This window comes from Krasilnikovia sp. MM14-A1259 (genome assembly GCF_047159535.1).
Classification (GTDB): domain Bacteria; phylum Actinomycetota; class Actinomycetes; order Mycobacteriales; family Micromonosporaceae; genus Actinoplanes.
The window spans coordinates 5,219,348-5,237,713 of sequence record NZ_BAAGAJ010000002.1; the positions used below are offsets into that span (position 1 = coordinate 5,219,348).

Here is an 18,366-nt window from a genome sequence, read left to right on the forward strand (position 1 = left end):
CTCCTACGTTTCGGCTGGCGGGTGGATCGGATTGAGGCGGAACGAGTTGGCGACCTTCTCACGGTAGATCTCCTGAGTATCGGGGTCCCAGGGGATGCACCAGCGTCCGCCCGGGGCGCGGCGGGCGGGGACTTGGCCGTGGGCGAGCCAGTTGTAGATGGCGTCGGCGGTTATGCCCAGTTCTGCGGCGGCTTGTTTGACGCTGATTTCGCCGTTTCGGATTGCGACCGTGCGGGGTGCGCGGACGGTGTGGTACGCGCGGACGCGGGCGACGCCGGCCTTGCTCCAGCGGTGCCCGCGGCCGGTGCGCAACCCTGCGGCGTTGAGCATGACGGCGAGCTGTTCGCTGTCGTGGGTGGCGCCGTGACGGCGGATCAGTTCCAGCGCGGCGGCCGGAGTGCGGTTGGGTCCGGGTCGCCCGGCGGTGATCTCGTCGGTGGCGCCGGTGTGCCAGCGCACTCCGATACGGACCTCGTCGCTGTGTTCCTCCGGCAGCATCTCCGATATTGGCGTGCAGTCGGCCTCTAGGGCGTCGATCAACTCCCGCGCGGCGGTGAGTCCGTCGGCGGCGAACCGGCCCGGGAGCGGCGCGGGACCGCGGTCGGTCCACGACTGCGGCAACGACGTACGCCGCTTGCCGCCGTCGATCTCGCATACGAACACGAGCACGGCCTTCATCCGGGCGGTGAACAACACCGGCAACTCCTGACCGAACAATGGGTGGGAAAGGGTGCGTAACCACCAATGAGTCCGAACCCGAACTCCTACGACGAGCCCTATAGAGCTCGTATCCCCGCCGACGTGGAACGCCCGGACCGCATCGCGTTCGGGCTGACCGGGCGGCAGCTCGTCATCCTCACCGTCACCGGGCTGGTGCTGTACGCGGCCTGGACGGCGCTGGTCACGGTGGTGCCGCCGCTGGTCTTCGCCGTGTGCTGCGTGCCGATCGTCGGCATGGCGTTCTTCGTCGCCGTCGGTCGGCGCGACGGCATCGGCCTCGACGGGTGGCTGTTGGCGGGTCTGCGGCACCGCCGGGCAGCGCACCGGCTTGTTCCGGTCGACGACCCGATCGGCGCGGCTCCCGCGTGGGTGTCCACCACGCAGGGGCCGGGCGACCGGCTCCCGCTGCCTGCACCGCTGCGGTTACCGGCCAGGGGCTTCACCGCCGAGGGTCTGGTGGACCTGGGATCGGACGGCACGACGGGGCTGGTGGCGGCGTCCACGGTGGCGTTCGGGCTGCGCACACCCGCCGAGCAGAACGGCCTGGTGGCGGGGTTCGCCCGGTGGCTGCACTCGTTGGATGGTCCGGCGCAGATCCTCGTTCGGGCGCAGCGGGTCGACCTGGCCCACGTCGGCGACCGCATCCTCGCCCACGCGCCGAGCCTGCCGCATCCGGCCCTCGAACACGCCGCGATGTCGCACGCGAGCTTTCTGGAGGAGGTCGCCGCCCGCCGTGAGCTGCTGCACCGGCACGTCACCGTTGCCGTGCGCAGCACCCGTAGCCCCGGCCATGCGAGTCATCAGGCCGCCGAGACGGTGCGGGCGCTGTCGGGCTGCGAGGTCGCCGCGTCGGTGCTCGACCCGGTCGACGCCGCGGCCACCTTGGCTGGCGCTCTCAACCCGTCCGCCGTGTCGTCCCCGCCGCCGGGACGGCCCGTCCCCACCATCGCCACGGCCACCGCTGATCTTGATGGAGATGAGGAGCTGTGAACCGGTTGACTCGCCGTCGTCCCCGGACCGTCCCCGAGGCGGGGACGGTCGTCCTCGGCGGCCCGGATGCGGTCGAGGTCGGGGGGCGGTCCGTCCGCGTCGGGGACGGCTACACCGCCACCCTCGCCGTGGTCGGCTACCCGGCCGAGGTCGGCCCTGGCTGGCTCGAGCCCCTCCTTGCCTACCCGGGCCGGGTGGACGTGTCGCTGCACATCGAACCCGTCCCGCCGGTGGTGGCGTCGCAGCGGTTGCGCAAGCAGCGTGGCCGGTTCGAGGCCAACCGTCGCCAGGATGCCGCCAAGGGCCGACTCGACGATCCCGAGCTGGACGCCGCCGCCGCGGACGCCGCTGAGCTGGCCGCCCGGGTCGCCCGGGGCGAGGCGAGGTTGTTCCGGCTGGGGTTGTACCTGACGGTGCACGCCGACACGGAAGAGGAACTCGCTGACCGGGTGACCGAGGTCCGCGCGTTGGCGTCGTCGCTGCTGCTGGACGTGGCCCCGGCGACCTGGCGGCAGCTTCAGGGCTGGATCACCGGCCTGCCCCTGGCGTTCGACGCGCTCGGGATGAAACGGGTCTTCGACACCGACGCCCTCGCCGCCAGCTTCCCGTTCACCAGCCCGGACCTGCCGACCACGGCCGGGGACACCGGCATGGGGGTTCTCTACGGGCTCAATCTGCACTCACCCGGGGTCGTGGTCTGGGACCGGTGGGCGCAGTCCAACTACAACTCCGTCATCCTGGCCCGCTCCGGTGAGGGCAAGTCCTACCTCGCCAAGCTCGACCTGCTGCGCAACCTGTACCTCGGGGTCGAGGCATTTGTCATCGACCCGGAAGACGAGTACCTGCGCCTGGCCGAGGCGGTCGGCGGCACCATCATCCGCCCCGGTGCGCCCGGCGTACGGATCAACCCGCTCGACCTGGCGAGCGCCGACGGCGACGACGCCTTGGTCCGCCGGGCCTTGTTCATGCAGACGTTCGTGTCGGTCCTGAGCGGCGGCGACGGGATCTCGCCGCAGGAGGCCGCCGCCCTCGACGTCGCCGTCTTCGCCGCGTACCGGGCCAAGGGCATCACGACCGACGCGCGTACCTGGCGGCGGCCGGCGCCTCTGCTGGCCGACCTGGCCGAAGCCCTCAAGGACACCGGCGATGCGGGACAGAGGCTGGCCGGGCGGCTGCACCCGTACGTGGCCGGCAGCTTCAAGGGCCTGTTCGACGGCCCGACCAGAATCAACCCAGCCGGGCACCTCGTCGTCTACGCGATCAAAGACCTGCCCGAAGAGCTGCAAGCCGTCGGGACGCTGCTGATCCTCGACGCCATCTGGCGCACCGTCCGGACCGCCAACCGCAATCCGACGGGTGCCTCCCGACCAGAGGTCCGCCGGCTGGTGTTGGTGGATGAGGCGTGGCTGATGCTGCGCGCCGGCCTCGGCGCGCAGTTCCTGTTCCGGTTGTCCAAGAGCGCCCGCAAGTACCACACCGGCCTGTCCGTGATCACCCAGGACGCCGCCGACGTGCTCAACACCGAAGTCGGCCGGGCCGTCGTGTCCAACGCCGCCACGCAGGTGCTGCTGCGGCAGGCGCCGCAGGCCATCGACGCCATCACCGAGGCGTTCGGGCTCACCGACGGCGAGCGCGGTTTCCTGTCGTCCTGCGCACGCGGCGAGGCGCTGTTGGCCTCGGGGTCGTCCCGGGTGGCCTTTCACAGCCTCGCGTCCGACGCCGAGCACGACCTCGTGGTAACTGATCTGCCGGCCGCTGCGGGTCCTGCGCGCCGGTAACCCCCTCAGCTGGGAGTCCCCTCATGCCCTTCGTCACTCTGTTCACCGGGCCGTTCCCGTTGCTCATCGCGTCGTCCCCGCCGTCGTCCCCGCCGCCCCCGTCCCCGACCGGGTGTGTGCCCGGCCATGACGGCATCCCCGACTCCGTGGTCGGCAAGGTGCTGTGCGGCTCCTGGGCGCCGGACGCCCCCGGCGCGGTGTGGCACTTGCTCCGGCAGCGGTGGCCGCTGCTGCTCGCCGGACTGATCATCCTCACCGTCCTAGAGGTGGTGTGGCGGGCGTGGCGGCGCCGGGTGTGGCAGGCCCACGCGGCGCAGGCGCGATGGTTGCAGATCACCCCGCCGGTCACCGCCACCCCGGCCGCGACCGTCGGCCTGTGGCGGCTGCTCGTCACTGCGTTGCCGGTGCCGGGCCGGTGGACGCTGCGCCCGGCCCGCATCGTGTGGGAGGTCGCCGCCGACCCGGACGGCATGCGGGCCGGCCTGTGGCTGCCGCCCGGGGTGGACCTGACCGCCGTCCTACGGCTGCTGCAACGTGCCTGGCCCGGCGTCCGCGCCGATCGGACCGCCCCGCCTGCCCTCCCGAGGACGGGCACGGTCACCACTGTCGCGCTCGTGCCGACGCAGCCGGACTGGTTGCCGCTGGTCGAGGACGCCACCCCCGCCGGGCGGCGCGGCGGCCTGGACCCCACCGCCCCGGAGCAGGACAGGCTGCGCGCCGTCTACGACGGACTCGCCTCGGCCGGACGCGCCGGCGGCGGCATCTTGCAGGTGCACATCAGCCGAGCACCAGCTCACCGGCTACGCGTCCTGCGCCGGGCGATGATCCACCCGGACCGGGTACGCCGGGCACCAGGGGCGTGCCGGGCGGCCGGGCTCCTCGCCGACGGACTCCGGGCGCTGATCATCGGCGTCCTTGACCTGATCACGCCCGGTCCGAGCAGCGGCAAGAAGCGGACCAGGCCGGCTGACCCGTACCTGTTGGATCTGGCTCGGCAGGCGCGCGCCAAGTACGCCGTCGCCCCGCATCTGCTCGTCGCGGTGCACGTGGCCGCCGTCGGCCCGACCAAGCCGGCCGCGCTCGCTGCCGCCGCCGACATCATCCGCGGATACGGGCTGCTCTCGGCCCACTTCACCCGCCGGCGCCTGCGGCGAGGCGCGGCCACTGCGGCGATGCGCTGGGCTCCCGAGACCCGCATGAGCCTCGCCTCCGTCGAGGAAGCCGCTGCGCTGGCCGGGCTGCCCGCCGAGCCGGCCGCCTACGGCCTGCCCGGTGCCGCGTCCCGGCGCCGCGCCGCCAACCGCGACACCTTCCGGGCCTCCAGCCGGGAGATGGCAGACCAACCCAAGGGGAGTGCGGCGAAGCCGGCCACACGCGACGTCGATCGCGACCAGCCCACCGTTTGGAGCGCCCCATGAACGACACCAACCACGGCGCTGCGCGGGTTATCTCCCGCCCGGGGGGCCGCTGGCAGGGGCGGCCGAGGCTGAACCTCGTGCCGCGCGACGAGCGCCAGGGCATCGGCGGCAAGGTCATCGGAGTCACGAACGCCGGCCCCCGCATGCGGGTCGGGATCTCCCTGACCGACTGCCGCTACCACGTGCACGTGCTCGGCCCGACCGGCACCGGCAAGACCACCCTGTTGCAGAACATGATCCTCGGCGACATCGAGGCTGGCAGGGGCGTGGCAGCGTTCGACCCGGCCAAGGGTGACCTGATCCGCGACCTGCTCGACCGGATGCCCAAGGAGGCCGGCGACCGGCTCGTGCTCATCGACCCGGACGAGCGGCACGCCCCACCGGCCATCAACCTCTTGGATCCGGCCGTGCACGGCGGCACCCCGCACGACGTGGCCGCGAACGTCACCGCCGTCATGTCGAAGGTGTGGGCGCGCTGGTGGGGCCACCGCAGCGCGGACATCTGCTACCACGCCCTTCTCACCCTGGCCCACCTGGAAGGCTCCACCCTCGCCCAGCTACCGCGGCTGCTGTCCGACACGAAGTGGCGGGCCGAGCGGGTCAAGGCCGTCGTCCGGGGCCTGAACGCCTGGGAGGGAAACACCCTGGCCGAATTCTGGGAGGGCTTCGACTCCCTGCCGGCCGGGCAGCGCGCCGGCCTGGTCGCCCCGCTGCTGTCCCGGCTGCGGCTGGTGCTCGCGCACCCGATGGCGAACTCCCTGTTCGGAGTGCCAGCCACCACCTTTAGCTTTGCCGGCATCCTCGACGGCGGAATCCTGCTGTGCCGGCTGCCCAAGGGCATCCTCGGCGAGGACGGCACCCGCCTGATCGGCTCTCTGCTGCTGGCCGGGCTGTGGCAGGCCACCACCGCCCGCGCCCGCATCCCCGAGGACCAGCGCCCGGACGCCATGGTGGTGCTCGACGAGTGCCACAACTTCCTGCACCGTGCGGCCTGAAAGTCGCTTGTAGCCAGTGAATTACCCAAGAGGAGGCGGTAATTCCCCGCTCAGTGGTCAAACGGGCGGGTCTCCTAAGGCGGGTGCGGGACTGGTAACGGACTCGTGCTAAGCCGCCTGACGTGAAGCCCCAAGGGCAGGTGGGCCATCACCAGCCACAGGGCAAGGAGAAGACCTGAAGGACGAACGCAAGTGAACCCCCGATGAGGCCTCGTGAAAGTTGACCGCGTCAATGGCTCGAAATCGGCGGAAGGGCCCGGAGTTGAAAGACTCAAGGTGGCAGCAGGAGCCGGTGTTCTCCTACTGCGTGACCACCACCGGTCCCGGGGTAAAGGGGGCGTCCTCCCAGGTCGCAACTGGCGCAAGCGGAACAGGTCAACCCCGTAGCGGTCCAGGACGGATGCGTTCTGGTAAGCCGACGGCAACGGAAGCTGAATCCCGCTGCGGGAGTAGGAAGACCCGAGAAGCGAACGCCGCTGGGGCGAAAGCCCAGGGGAAACCGCGGAACAAGGCGCCTCAGCCTCCGCGGATAACCCGGCGGATACCGGAACCTGTTTCCGGGCCCGAAAGGGAGCCCACGCGGGTCTGGTAGGCCTTTGACGATTCACACCACACAAGCCTTCACCAACGCCGGAGTTAGATACCGAAGGAGGCGAAGTGACCGACACAACCGCAAGCAGCACGACCGCAGCGGTGCAGGACGTTCCGGCTCCACCTGCGGGGAACCAAGCGTTGGACGACGCCCGGTACTGGCACAGCATCGACTGGGTCGACGCCGAGCGCAACGTACGGCGGCTGCGGCAGCGAATCTTCAAGGCGACGCAGGACGGGGACCTGAAGAAGGTCCGTAATCTCCAAAAGCTCATGCTGCGCTCACACTCCAACACGCTGGTCAGCGTGCGACGAGTGACGCAGCGGAGCCTGGGACGGCGCACCCCCGGGGTAGACGGGGAACTCGCGCTTGACCCGGCGGCCCGGGGACGGCTGGCGAGGACACTCGCCGAGCAGCCCTGGCCCACGGCCAAGCCGGTGCGTCGTGTGCACATCCCGAAAGCGAACGGGAAGATGCGTCCGCTCGGTATCCCGGTCATCCGGGACCGGGCGCAGCAGGCCAGGGTGAAGAACGCCCTGGAACCGCAGTGGGAGGCGCGGTTCGAGGGCCGAAGCTACGGCTTCCGCCCCGGACGCGGATGTCACGACGCGATCGCCGCGATCTTCAACTTCGCGGCGGGGAAGAAGGCCCGCCGACGGTGGGCCCTCGACGCGGACCTGACCAGCGCCTTCGACAAAATCAACCACGATCGCTTGATGGAAGCCATCGGCGCGTTCCCGGCTGCCCGGGAGATCCGCCGCTGGCTCAAGGCCGGTGTGATGCACGGCGGGCGGTTCGCCCCGACCGACGAGGGCGCACCTCAAGGCGGAGTGATCAGCCCACTGTTGCTGAACATCGTCCTGCACGGCATGGGGACCGCCGCAGGCGACCGGGAGGACGGCACGGCACGGCAACGATGGTTGCATTGCCCGCCGGCGTTCGTCCGGTACGCCGACGACTTCGTGGTGCTGTGCACCACGAAGGAACAGGCACAGCAGGTGAAGCAGCGGCTCGCCGACTGGCTGGCGCCCAAGGGGTTGGCCTTCAACGAGGACAAGACGAAGATCGTCCACCTCGACGAGGGTTTCGACTTCCTCGGGTTCAACGTCAGACGCTACGACGACAAGCTGCTGATCAAGCCGAGCGCCGCGGCGGTAAAGCAGGTCAAGGGCAAGGTCCGGGAACTGGTGAACGCGATGCGCACCGCCCCGACCGAGGACGTCATCAGGCGCCTCAATCCCTTGATCAAGGGGTGGTCCACCTACTACAGGGGCGTGGCCTCCACGGAGACCTTCACGTCCCTCGACCACTACATGCACTACCGCATGTACAGGTGGGCCAAGCGCAGGCACCACCAGAAGTCGGTCGCGTGGATACGCGAGCAGTACTTCGGGCGCTACAACCCCGAACGGCAGGACCACTGGGTCTTCGCCGACCGCACCACCGGACGGTACCTGTACCGATTCGCATGGACCCACATCCAACGGCACACCCTCGTCACGGGCCGCGCGTCCAAAGACGACCCCCTGCTGGAGGACTACTGGGCGGCACGCACCCGCAAGCGAAAGCATCCAGAAGCCGACAAGCGCAACTTGTGGCTGGCTGCCAAGCAGAAAGGACTGTGCCCGCTATGCGGACTGGACCTGATCGCCGGACCAGGCTTCGAACCTGAATCCGTCCGCGAATGGGCGGCATGGTTCTGGGCCAAAGCCCGAACGATCAACAGGCACCACGTGCTCTACCGGTCACGCGGCGGCTCGGACAACAAGTCCAACCTCATGCTCATCCACTGGGAATGCCACCAACAGCACCACGCGGTGGCGAACTCCCGAGGACCCAAGGAGATCCGACATGCGCGCCCATAGCGGCCTGCTTGAGCCGGATGCGGGGAGACCCGCACGTCCGGTTCTGAGGGGGCCCCTGACCCGAGAGGGCCAGGGGCTACCCGACTGCCGATCGGCATCGATGACGCCCTCGCCGAGGCCCGCGGCCTGCACACCTCGTTCGTCCTGGCCCACCAGTACCTCGGTCAGCTCTCCGGGGACATGGCCGAGGCGATCGACGCCAACGCCCGCAACAAGGTCTATTTCGCGTTGGCCCCGCGCGACGCGGTCGACCAGGCCCGTCACCTGCGCCCGTACCTCGATGACGGGGACCTGATCCGCCTCGGCGGCTACGAGGTCGTGCTGCGGCCGGTGGCGAACGGCCGGGTGGTGCCGCCGGTGACTGCGGACACCGAGCCGCCTCCGAAGCCGATCAAGGGCCGGTCCGCCGAACTGCGGAAGGCCGCCAGGGAGCACACCGGCCTGCCGGCGAAGACACGCCGGGAGCTGATCGGTACGGCAGCAACCGCCAGACCGGCGGCCTGCGACGAGCCGCCAGTGGTGGGCAATCCGGCTGAGCTGGTGGGTCGCAACACCTTCGCTGTTCAACCCGATCGCTCACTAGAGGACTCCAACGAGCCAGCCAACGAGCGGGCCAACGGCCACGAGGACGCGGGTGAACACGCCCCCTGGAACCCGTCATACGCGCACGTCACGCACGATGCGGAGGACTGGTGGACCGGAACCGACTGATAAGAGATATCACTCCTACTAGCACTGCCCCTACCGGTGCCCGCCTCACGGCGTCCGTCGTGGCCCGCGAACTCGGCCGACTCACCCCCCGAGACCGCCTCCTGCTCGACCTGCTCGACCAACATCAAACCCTGACCACCGAGCAGCTCGCCACCCTCGCGTTCGGCACCCTCGGCCGTGCCCGCAACCGGCTCAACCTGCTCCTCGACCGCGACATCCTCGACCGGTTCCGCCACTACCAACGCCCCGGGTCGCAATCGTGGCGGTGGTGCCTCGGCCCGATCGGCGCGGCCATCCTGGCGGCCGGACGCGGTGACCCGCTGCCCCGCCCCGCGGCCGTACGCGACACCACGGCCCGACTCGCCACATCCCCGACGCTGTCACATCTGCTAGCCACCAACGGGTTCTTCGTCGCGCTGACCGGACACGCCCGCACCCACGACGGGACCGACCTGGCCCGGTGGTGGAACGAAACGCAGTGCCGGGAAGCGACCGGCAACCTCGTCCGGCCCGACGGGCACGGCGTGTGGGTGGCCGGCGGGCGGGCGGTGCCGTTCTGGCTGGAAACCGACCTAGGAACCGAAACACTGGCGCGGGTCGCGGGCAAGCTGACCGGCTACGCCGCGTTGCCGCCACGCCGGGCGTACCCGGTGCTGTTCTGGCTACCCACGACGGCCCGGGAGACCAACGTGCACGCCCACCTCACCCGCGCCGGTGTCCCAGCCGGGGCGACCGTCGCGACGGCCGCCGCCTCCGCGCCCGACGGGCCGGCCGGGCCGGTGTGGCGGGTCGTGGGGCAACCGGGACGGGTCACGCTGGCCGACGTACCGGCGACCGGGGACGGTGCGCCGTGGGACGGGTAGTGACCGGCGTGGCGGTGGCGGCCGTCGCCCTGGTGGTGCTGGTGGCCGCAGCCGCCGCGGGCATCATCGGGTCCATAGCCGGGGCCGGGGCCGGCGTGACGTGTGCGGCGACCCTAGCCAACCCGGGCGCCACGCCGGCAGGGCTCACCCCCGAACAGACCCGTAACGCGGCGGTGATCGTGGCCGTCGGCCAGCGCAAGGGCGTCCCGGCCCGCGGGTGGGTGGTCGCCATCGCCACCGCGCTACAAGAATCGAACCTGATCAACTCGCCGGTTGCCGCCGATCACGATTCGGCGGGGCTGTTCCAGCAACGCCCGTCACAGGGGTGGGGCACCGTGGAACAGATCATGCAACCCGACTACGCCGCCGAACAGTTCTACCGGCGCCTCGTCCGGGTGCCGGGGTGGCAGACCATGCCGCTCACGGCCGCCGCGCAAGCGGTGCAACGGTCGGCGTACCCGGACGCCTACGCCAAACACGAGACCCGCGCTGCGGCGATCGTGGCCGCGTACACGGGTGGGATCACCTGTGACGGTGGCGTCGACGGTGGGCCGGGCGGGGACCTTCCGGCACTGCCGCCGGGATTCACCCTGCCGGCCGGTACCCCGCCCCCGGTGGTGGCGGCGATCCGGTGGGCGTTGGGCCAGTTGGGCACGCCGTACACGTTCGGCGGCGATTGCACCGCTGCGCATTCCGGGGTTCCGGCGCGTCAGTGCGACTGTTCATCGCTGATGCAACAGGCGTACCGGGCGGCCGGCATCCGGCTACCGCGCACCACCCACGATCAGGTCCACGCGGGGACGCTGGTCGGCAGCCTGGCCGACGTGCGCCCGGGTGACATGATCCTGATCCCGGGCAGCGACGGCACCCGCGCCGACCCCGGGCACGTGGGCATGGCGTTGGGGTCGGGCCTGCTGATCCACGCACCCCAAACGGGTGACGTCGTGAAGATCAGCGCACTATCCGGATGGGCGTCGCAGGTCCGCACTATTCGCAGAATCGTTGTCCCATAATCGAGGGCCTATCACGGACACGGAAAAGGCCATGCGGTAAAGAGAGATGCCCCGCAATCCATCGGCTTGACTTCACCACCGGATCGAGCGTCCATGGACATGTGAGCAATACGGCGAACGAAAGGGAAACCATAATGCCGACCACCCCCGCAAGCGCTCGGTTCAAGTCCGTGCGCGACGCCGTGAAGTTGGTAGCGGCCGACAGCACCGCCCCGACGTTGGTCACGCTGACCGGCGCCGGCAACACGGTTGCCGGACGCGCGGAAACGGTCCCCGGCGGCGAGCTGACCGCCGACACCGCCGCCGCGATCCTGACCGGCATGGCCCGGCTGTTCGCCCGCCACCCCGGCATGTTCGGCGCCGACGTGGCCGGATACGCCGTCGTTCTGCCCGGTGAGCGGGTCGCGTTCGCCGCTGACCGCATCGGGGCCACACACCACATCCAACTCCCTGGTGCCCCCACCGAGCCGCTACGGCGCGACCGGTGGGGCGGCATCCGCGACCGCCTCCACGCGATGATCAACGCTGCGGGCTGACCGCCACCGCCCGCCACCCGCACCCGCGCCCGGCCGATCGGCCGGGCGCGGCGCCGTTTCCACCCGAAAAATCCCGACCCGCTGAGGGGCTCCGGACGGCCATGCACCGCCATCCCTATAGGACGCACCCGCGCCGCGTGAAAGCCGCGCCACGGCGAAGCCAGGGCCGTCAAATGGCGCACCACGCCGGAATGGCGCCCGAACCCGAGGCCCCGATGAAACGGTGTCAGGATTCCCGGGCAGAGTCATGAAACCGGGATTGACAATCGCCGCGCGTCGAGCGTCCATGGACGTGGGCAACAACAAACGCCCCGGCGAAACCGCAAAGACAAAGGCGCACCGGCGCCCCTCGCGGAATCCGCGAACCCCTTTCTTTGGAGGTCATTGTCATGTCTGCCGCCACCCCCACCGCTACGGCCATCGCGCGCACCCTGATCGCCCACCGCGACGGCATCACCACCCGCGACCTCGCCGCCGCCGCCCGCGTCGGCGCCTCCACCGCCGCAAAGGTGCTGGTCGCCATGGAAATCGACGGCACCGCCACCCGCACGCCCGGCGCCACCAACGGCACCCGCAAGGTCGCCGACATCTGGTGCCCCACCGCCACCACCGTTGCCGACGAGGAGACCGACATGCCCGCCGACACCATCACCACCCACGACGCCCCCACGACCGACGCCGCCCCCACCGATGACGCCGCGGTAACGTCCGACGCCACCGGTACCGACGAGCCCGGCGACCGCAGCGACGCGGCGGGCACGGACGAGCCCGGCGACCCCAGCGAGGCGGCGGGCACCGACGAGCCCGGCAACGCCAGCGACGCCGCCGGGTCGGCGCTTGCGGAGGCGCCCGTGTCCGCTGTGCCGGTGTCCGGTGCGCCGGTGTCGGGGGCGCCGTCGGGCAGCGCCGACCACTTCAAGATTGTGATGGTGGCGGGCATCCTCGGTGACCACCCCGACGGTGTGACCGCCGCCGACGTGGCCGAGCAGTCCGGGCTTCGCGGTCCGGTGGTGGCGCGGGCGCTGACCGCGATGGAGGTTGCCGGGGCGGCGGCGCGCAGGCCGGGCGGCAGCGACGACGCGCCCGAGCTGTGGGTTCGCGGTGAGGCCGACCTGAGCACCGTGGACATTGCCAACGCGGCCCCGTACCGCGAGTGCGTGTGCACTTGCGGGCACCGTCACCGCGTGCGGACCGGCGCCACCGTGACCACCCGCCGCGCCGGTCGCACCACGGGTGAGGTCAACGCCGACGGGACGCCGACGCTCGGCAAGAACGGCCTGCGTAACCAGGTGGAAGCCTTCATGCGCGACCTCGGCCCCGGTCACGAGGTCACCCCGGGCACCGTGGGCCGTGAGTTGGGCGGCCGTAGCTCCGGTGCGTGCCTGAACGCATTGGGTCGCCTGTCCGCCGCCGGGGTGGTGGTACTGACCAGCGAGGCGCCCGTCAAGTACTCCCTGGCCGACACCGCACCGGCCCCGTCCGAGGAGGTTGCCACGCTGATGACCCGCCCTGTGATCAGCGACGACGCGCCCGATGCCCAGACCGACAACGCGGCGGACGCCTCGGCCGACGACGAGGTGCGGGCAGCGTGACCACCCGCACGGGGCTGGGGCGCGGGCAGCGCCCCGGCCTCGCCGTGTGCCGACCCCGCGCCACCCGACCGAACGGGGTTCCCGAATGAAGATCAATAACGGACGGGTACCCCGCCACCTGGCGTGCCCGGAATGCGGCGAGCCCGCCCGCCGGTGCCCGCCCCGCCGATGGGTCGCCGCCGTCGGCGCCCGGCCGCGCTGGTCACACCCGGATGGCGAACTGCCGTGCCCGGTCGTCGGTCCGGCCGGCCACCGCCCTGCCGCCCGGCGCCCGCGCTCACGGCCACGGTGCCCGCCTCGTCGCCCGCACCTTGGGGCCACGGCGCCATGCCTGGCCACCGTGGACACCCGGTGCGAGGTCGGCCGGTGTCCGGCCCCGGGGTCGGCGCGACGTGCCCGACCTTCCGCCCCGGGTGGCCCGGCTACGGGATGCCCCGCGCGGTTTGCCGATTCCGCTGGTCAAGGTGCACGCCAGCCCGGCTGTGCCGGTGCACGTGGACTGCGCGGCGATCAACACGATCATCTCCGCCGGTTCGCGGCCGAACGGCGGTAGTCGCTGTGCGGCGAACCGATGGGCTCGCTCGTGGCCAACGGCCCACCCCGCGTGGCGCCGCTACGCCGCTATACCGACCCGCGGGGCTGTCCGGAGTGCATGTGGACCGTCTTGATCCGCACCCATGGGTAGCAGCCATTAACCAGGGTGTTGCGGCCTCTCGGCGAGGGACGTCGAAGGCGCTGCGAGCGCCGTTCCGGTCCTGAGCTGGCGATTCGGCCCTGGTGAACCGTCACCGTACCCGGGGGCCAGATTCGCCACAGAAACCTCGATAGTCCGGTCTGCATCGACTTGATCCAGGCATCTAGGTAGGAAACATTAGCTATGTCGTTGCGGTCGTGAATGCAACCCCGACCGCGCCGTCCGACCGCAAACCACAACCCGAAAGGAATAATCCCGTGGCACACGAACTGGAGACTCTCGCCAACGGACAGACCGCCTTCGCCTCGGCGAAGCTGTCCGCCTGGCACCGGCTCGGCCAGATCACCGACGGCTGCATGACCGCCGAGGACGTCATGAGCAAGGCGTGGCTCGGCGGCTGGGAGGTTCGCAAGATCCGGCTGGAGGGCATGGAGATCACCGACGAGGGCGTCACGAAGGTCGACTGCCCCGACAAGTTCATGACCGTGCGGACCAACCCGGTCACGGGCGCCACGGAGTACCTCGGCATCGTCGGCGACGAGTACAACGTGGTGCAGAACGAGCAGGTCGCCGAGATGCTGAACCTGTTGGTGGACGAGTCCGGCGCGCACCTCGAGACCGCCGGCTCGATGCGGGGCGGCAAGCGCGTCTTCGTGACGATGAAGCTGCCGACCGCGATGGAGATTGCCGGGGTCGACCGGTTGGACCTGTACCTGGCCGCGACGACTGCCCACGACGGCACCGCCTCGTTGCGGGTCGACGCCACTCCCGTGCGAATAGTGTGCGCGAACACGCAGCGTATGGCGTACGCAAGGTCGGAAGGCTCGTACACGTTCCGGCACACCTCGAACATCGGCGCGAAGATCAGCGACGCTCGGGAGGCTCTCGGGCTGATGTGGAAGCACTTCGGCGACTGGCAGACCGAGGCCGAGAAGATGATCAACGAGTCGCTGACGATGGGCGAGTTCGAGAAGGTCGTCGCGCAGCTCTGGCCGGTCGAGGACGACGCGTCCGACGCGGCGAGGAACAACGCCAAGCAGCGCGCCTCGGCCCTGCGGTACCTGGTGCGAGACGCCCCCACGCAGAAGGCGATCAAGGGCACCCGGTGGGCCGGTTATCAGGCCATCGTCGAGTTCGTGGATCACCTCGACAAGGCGAGCACGCCCGAGGTGCGTGCCCGCCGCGCTGTCACCGGCAAGGGTGTGGAGCTCAAGGCCCGCGCGTTCGAGTTGCTCGCTGTCTGATGGGGTGGCGCTGGTCTCGGGGCCGGCACCGCATCGTGCGGAAACCGGCCCCGACACCGGCGGGCGTCACCACCCACGCCGCCGAGGCGCCGAGCCCTCCGGCGCGGCCCCGCCCGCCCACGCCGCCCGGCCCACGACGCCCACCAGCGCTGTTTCCCGCCGCACCGACAGTCCCGAATATCCCCGGCCTGTCGGGCGCCGCCACCGCCGCGCCCGCACCTCGATCTTCTCGAATGCACTCCACGATGGAGGACCTGACCATGCCCGCCGAGCCGACCCCGGCCGTGACCGCTGACGACCTTCTCTCCGCGATCAGTGACCTGTGCGAGGTGTACGCCAAGGCGCAGACCACCCGCACCCTCGCCCACCACGCCCCCAACCGGGCCGAGTACGACAACCTCACCGACCGCGCGCAGCATTGGGACCTCAGCTTCCGCACCCGCTTCGACGCCCTCACCGACGCCATCCAGGCCGTGGCCCCGCGCGCCGCGCAGGTGGAGCAGTTCCGGCCCGTGCGGGTGCTGTCCAACGGTCACGTCGAGATCCGCGCCCGTGACCAGCGCAACCACCCCGTGATCGTCGCGCTGACCGGTCCGGAAGCGGTCACGGTCGGGGTGCACCTGACCGCGTACGCCGCCATCGGCCTCGACCGCACCGGCGCCAAGGTCGACCGCGTCCTGCCGCCGATGCTCACCGCTACACCACCGGCAACCACCGTCGACACCCCGGCCACCGGCCGCGCGCCGGCCCCGCGATGAACCCGCGCCAGGCGGTGCGGCCCCCGCGCCGCCCGGCCGCCCACCCCGTGAATGGGAGCACCTGTGACCACCGTCGAACGCCTGATCAACCTCGCCACCGCGTACGCCGACGCCGCCGTACGCCTCGACCGGCAACGGCAAGACGCCATCCACCTCGGCGCCATCGCACCCCACGACCTCGCCGGGAAGGTCGCCTGCGTTACCGCCGTACGCAAGGCGGAGGAGGCCGTCGAGGCCGCGCGGGATGCGTTGCGGATCGAGCTGCGCCACACCCTGGAACGGCCGGTACGGGCGGTGCCCGATGAACGGCTCCTCGTGGCCGCATGGCGCCACAACCACATCGAGGTACGCGCCATCGCGGACAACGCCGCCCGCTGCGTGCGGGTCCGCTACAACCCGGCGCAGGCCCTCGCCGCCGGAGCCGCCCTCATCGCCTGCGCCGCCATCGCCGACCAGCGCGCCGGCGGCACCCTGTCGGGCATCCTCAGCACCTCCCCACCGGCCGGACCCGACACCAACTCCACCAGCGAACCGATCGAGCACAGGGCATGAGCGCGCCGAACGGGTTCCCGGTCGAGGCCATTCCGGCCACCTGCGCCGCGACCTACTACGCCGACGACATCGCCGAATACGCCTTCGTGTTCCGCGTCATCGACACCGCTACCAGCTTCACGGTGTACGCCCGCGACGCGGACCGGTACGCCGTCGACCAGCAGTACGCGCTCCTACTCACCCCCCGCGACACGGTGCCGCTCGCACTGCCCGCCGACGGGGTCGAGTTCCTGCTCCACTGCCTCCAGACAGCGGCAAACCACTGGCAGGAGGCGATCGCCGAGGCCGACGACGCCGCGGCACCGCCCGCCGAGCCTACCGGCGCGGCTGGTCCGGACCACCTCGACTCCACGCCCGCCCCGGCCGGCTACCGCACCATGCGGCACCTGTTCGCCGCCGAACTCGACCGCGTGAAGCAGCTCATCGCCGCCATCGTCGAGCACCTCGCCCACACACGACCCTTCGACATGATCGAGGACTAGGTTCTGTCCCGCGGATCATGTCCGTCGGGGACGGCGGGTAGCCAGTCGAGCATTTCGACGAGGTCGAGGGTGGCCTGGTAGTGGGCGCCGAGCTTGTCGAATCGGGTGGCCAGTCCACGCCAGTGTTTGCGCCGGTTGAAGCCGCGCTCGACCTGGTTGCGGCAGCGGTAGGCGGCCGGGTCGAACGCGGGCGGGCGTCCGCCACGGCTACCACGGCGTTTCCGGTGGGCGATCTGGTCGTTGGGCTCCGGGATCGTCGTGCGGATCCGCTTGTCTCGCAGGGCCTGCCGGTTCGCGCGCGAGGAGTAGGCCTTGTCGCCGGTGACCGAGTCCGGGCGGGTTCGTGGCCGGCCGATGCCGGCGGGCCGGGCCACCCGGACCCGGTCCAGCAGCGGGATCAGCTGCCGGGTGTCCGCGCACTGGCCTGGGGTGATGAGCGTGGCCAAGGACCGACCGCGGCCGTCGGCCAGGGTGTGGATCTTCGTGGTCAGCCCGCCGCGGGACCGGCCGATACCTTCGCGTGCCTGGGTTTCGGCGACCGTCAGCCCCTTTTAGCGGCTCCGGCAGCATGTTGATGGGTCCGCACGATCGTCGCGTCGACCTGAGCGTTCCAGTCGACGTCGTCGTCGAGTTCGGCCAGCGCGATGACCTGCGCCTTCAACCGGGCCCGGGTGCCGTCGGCCGCCCACCGCGCGAACCGTTGATGGGCGGTTTTCCACGGCCCGTACCGTTCGGGCAGGTCCCGCCACGGTGATCCGGTGCGCTTGACCCAGCAGATCGCGTTGATGACCTGCCGATGACTTCGCCACTGCCCGCCCCGGACGGGCTGCGCCGGCAGCAACGGCTCCAGCACAGCCCATTCCTCGCTGCTCAGATCACCACGCGCCACACCTGGTCCAACGATCCTCATCCATGATCGCCACGCATGATCCGCGGGACAGAACCTAGCCGTGAGCACCCAGAACCACACTCCAGCGGCCGAGGTTATGTACCGCCGGCGGTGCAGGCACGCGGTCACCCTCCACAGCGGCCGAGGTGTGCGACCCGTCCGCTCGAACGGCGCACCGTGACTGCCCCGGCACCACGCGGCCGGCGCGCTCCAAGGCTCACCCACGCCAAGTCGGTCCACCACGGCGGCCCGGTGTGCGGTGCCGACGACGGCTCCGCGTCTCGGGTCACCGAGGACCGGCACCTGGTCACCTGTCCGAACTGCCCGGAGCTGGCGTGGATCGAGGCGCTGTGGACGACGCGACCGCCGGTGACCCTCAGGTGATCGCGGTGCTGCGAGAAGTCGCGTGCGGCCACATGCGCAAGATCGACGGGGTGCTCGTGGACGCGACCACGGCCACCGCCATTCTGACCGTGTACGACGCGCTCAAGCCGCCCGAGAAGGCCAAGCTCGCGGCGATGCGGATCGATCGAATGGCCGAGGTGGCGTGGCGGGTGCTGCGCCCCCGGGAATAGGTGGGCCGGTGGCCGGCGGGCACGCCGAGGCGTGTGCAACCCCCGCCGGCCACCTCACCCGCTCCGGGCCGACCAGCGGACCACAACAGCCGCCTTCAC

Annotated in this window: 15 protein-coding genes and 2 pseudogenes; 15 read left to right on the top strand and 2 right to left on the bottom strand. The window is 70.9% G+C overall.

The window, feature by feature from the left end; translation table 11 throughout:
- Positions 1-3: 3 nt before the first annotated feature.
- Positions 4-696, bottom strand: coding sequence for a hypothetical protein (locus ACMCNK_RS23660; RefSeq protein ID WP_412738563.1), 693 nt, complete (start codon positions 694-696; stop codon positions 4-6).
- A 48-nt stretch (positions 697-744) separates the two neighbouring features.
- Here ACMCNK_RS23660 and ACMCNK_RS23665 point away from each other — a divergent pair, with 48 nt between their 5' ends.
- From ACMCNK_RS23665 to ACMCNK_RS23730, 14 genes are all read left to right on the top strand, one after another.
- Positions 745-1,710, top strand: coding sequence for a PrgI family protein (locus ACMCNK_RS23665; protein WP_412738564.1), 966 nt, complete (start codon positions 745-747; stop codon positions 1,708-1,710).
- Positions 1,707-3,488: a VirB4 family type IV secretion system protein gene (locus ACMCNK_RS23670; protein ID WP_412738565.1), complete on the top strand. Its 1,782-nt coding sequence runs from the start codon at positions 1,707-1,709 to the stop codon at positions 3,486-3,488. The genes ACMCNK_RS23665 and ACMCNK_RS23670 overlap by 4 nt, the downstream gene beginning before the upstream one ends.
- A gap of 23 nt (positions 3,489-3,511) precedes the next feature.
- A complete protein-coding gene (locus ACMCNK_RS23675; RefSeq protein ID WP_412738566.1) occupies positions 3,512-4,906 on the top strand; it encodes a hypothetical protein in 1,395 nt (464 codons plus the stop codon).
- On the top strand, positions 4,903-5,901 hold the full coding sequence (locus ACMCNK_RS23680; RefSeq protein ID WP_412738567.1) for a type IV secretory system conjugative DNA transfer family protein: 999 nt from the start codon (positions 4,903-4,905) through the stop codon (positions 5,899-5,901). Before ACMCNK_RS23675 ends, ACMCNK_RS23680 begins: the two co-directional genes overlap by 4 nt.
- 657 nt (positions 5,902-6,558) lie before the next feature.
- On the top strand, positions 6,559-8,358 hold the full coding sequence (ltrA, locus tag ACMCNK_RS23685; RefSeq protein WP_412736073.1) for a group II intron reverse transcriptase/maturase: 1,800 nt from the start codon (positions 6,559-6,561) through the stop codon (positions 8,356-8,358).
- 180 nt (positions 8,359-8,538) lie between these two features.
- Positions 8,539-9,069, top strand: coding sequence for a hypothetical protein (locus ACMCNK_RS23690; RefSeq protein WP_412738568.1), 531 nt, complete (start codon positions 8,539-8,541; stop codon positions 9,067-9,069).
- 59 nt (positions 9,070-9,128) lie between these two features.
- Positions 9,129-9,932, top strand: a complete 804-nt coding sequence (locus tag ACMCNK_RS23695; RefSeq protein WP_412738569.1) for a replication-relaxation family protein — start codon at positions 9,129-9,131, stop codon at positions 9,930-9,932.
- Entirely contained in the window at positions 9,920-10,945 is a 1,026-nt protein-coding gene (locus ACMCNK_RS23700) for a C40 family peptidase (RefSeq protein ID WP_412738570.1), read from the top strand. The genes ACMCNK_RS23695 and ACMCNK_RS23700 overlap by 13 nt, the downstream gene beginning before the upstream one ends.
- Before the next feature lie 134 nt (positions 10,946-11,079).
- Entirely contained in the window at positions 11,080-11,481 is a 402-nt protein-coding gene (locus tag ACMCNK_RS23705; RefSeq protein WP_412738571.1) for a hypothetical protein, read from the top strand.
- Between the two features lie 389 nt (positions 11,482-11,870).
- Positions 11,871-13,073, top strand: coding sequence for a MarR family transcriptional regulator (locus ACMCNK_RS23710; RefSeq protein WP_412738572.1), 1,203 nt, complete (start codon positions 11,871-11,873; stop codon positions 13,071-13,073).
- A 951-nt stretch (positions 13,074-14,024) separates the two neighbouring features.
- A complete protein-coding gene (locus ACMCNK_RS23715) occupies positions 14,025-15,011 on the top strand; it encodes a DUF932 domain-containing protein (RefSeq protein WP_412738573.1) in 987 nt (328 codons plus the stop codon).
- 233 nt (positions 15,012-15,244) lie between these two features.
- A complete protein-coding gene (locus ACMCNK_RS23720; RefSeq protein WP_412738574.1) occupies positions 15,245-15,769 on the top strand; it encodes a hypothetical protein in 525 nt (174 codons plus the stop codon).
- Between the two features lie 63 nt (positions 15,770-15,832).
- A complete protein-coding gene (locus tag ACMCNK_RS23725; protein WP_412738575.1) occupies positions 15,833-16,321 on the top strand; it encodes a hypothetical protein in 489 nt (162 codons plus the stop codon).
- Positions 16,318-16,803 carry a hypothetical protein gene (locus ACMCNK_RS23730; RefSeq protein WP_412738576.1) on the top strand — a complete coding sequence of 162 codons (486 nt, stop codon included), beginning with the start codon at positions 16,318-16,320 and terminating at the stop codon, positions 16,801-16,803. The genes ACMCNK_RS23725 and ACMCNK_RS23730 overlap by 4 nt, the downstream gene beginning before the upstream one ends.
- Here the strand turns inward: ACMCNK_RS23730 and ACMCNK_RS23735 are convergent.
- Positions 16,800-17,692, bottom strand: a pseudogene (locus ACMCNK_RS23735) (IS5 family transposase). The gene ACMCNK_RS23730 and the pseudogene ACMCNK_RS23735 overlap by 4 nt on opposite strands.
- A gap of 177 nt (positions 17,693-17,869) precedes the next feature.
- Between ACMCNK_RS23735 and ACMCNK_RS23740 the strand changes: the two are divergent.
- Positions 17,870-18,267, top strand: a pseudogene (locus ACMCNK_RS23740) (hypothetical protein).
- The last annotated feature ends 99 nt before the right edge of the window (positions 18,268-18,366 follow it).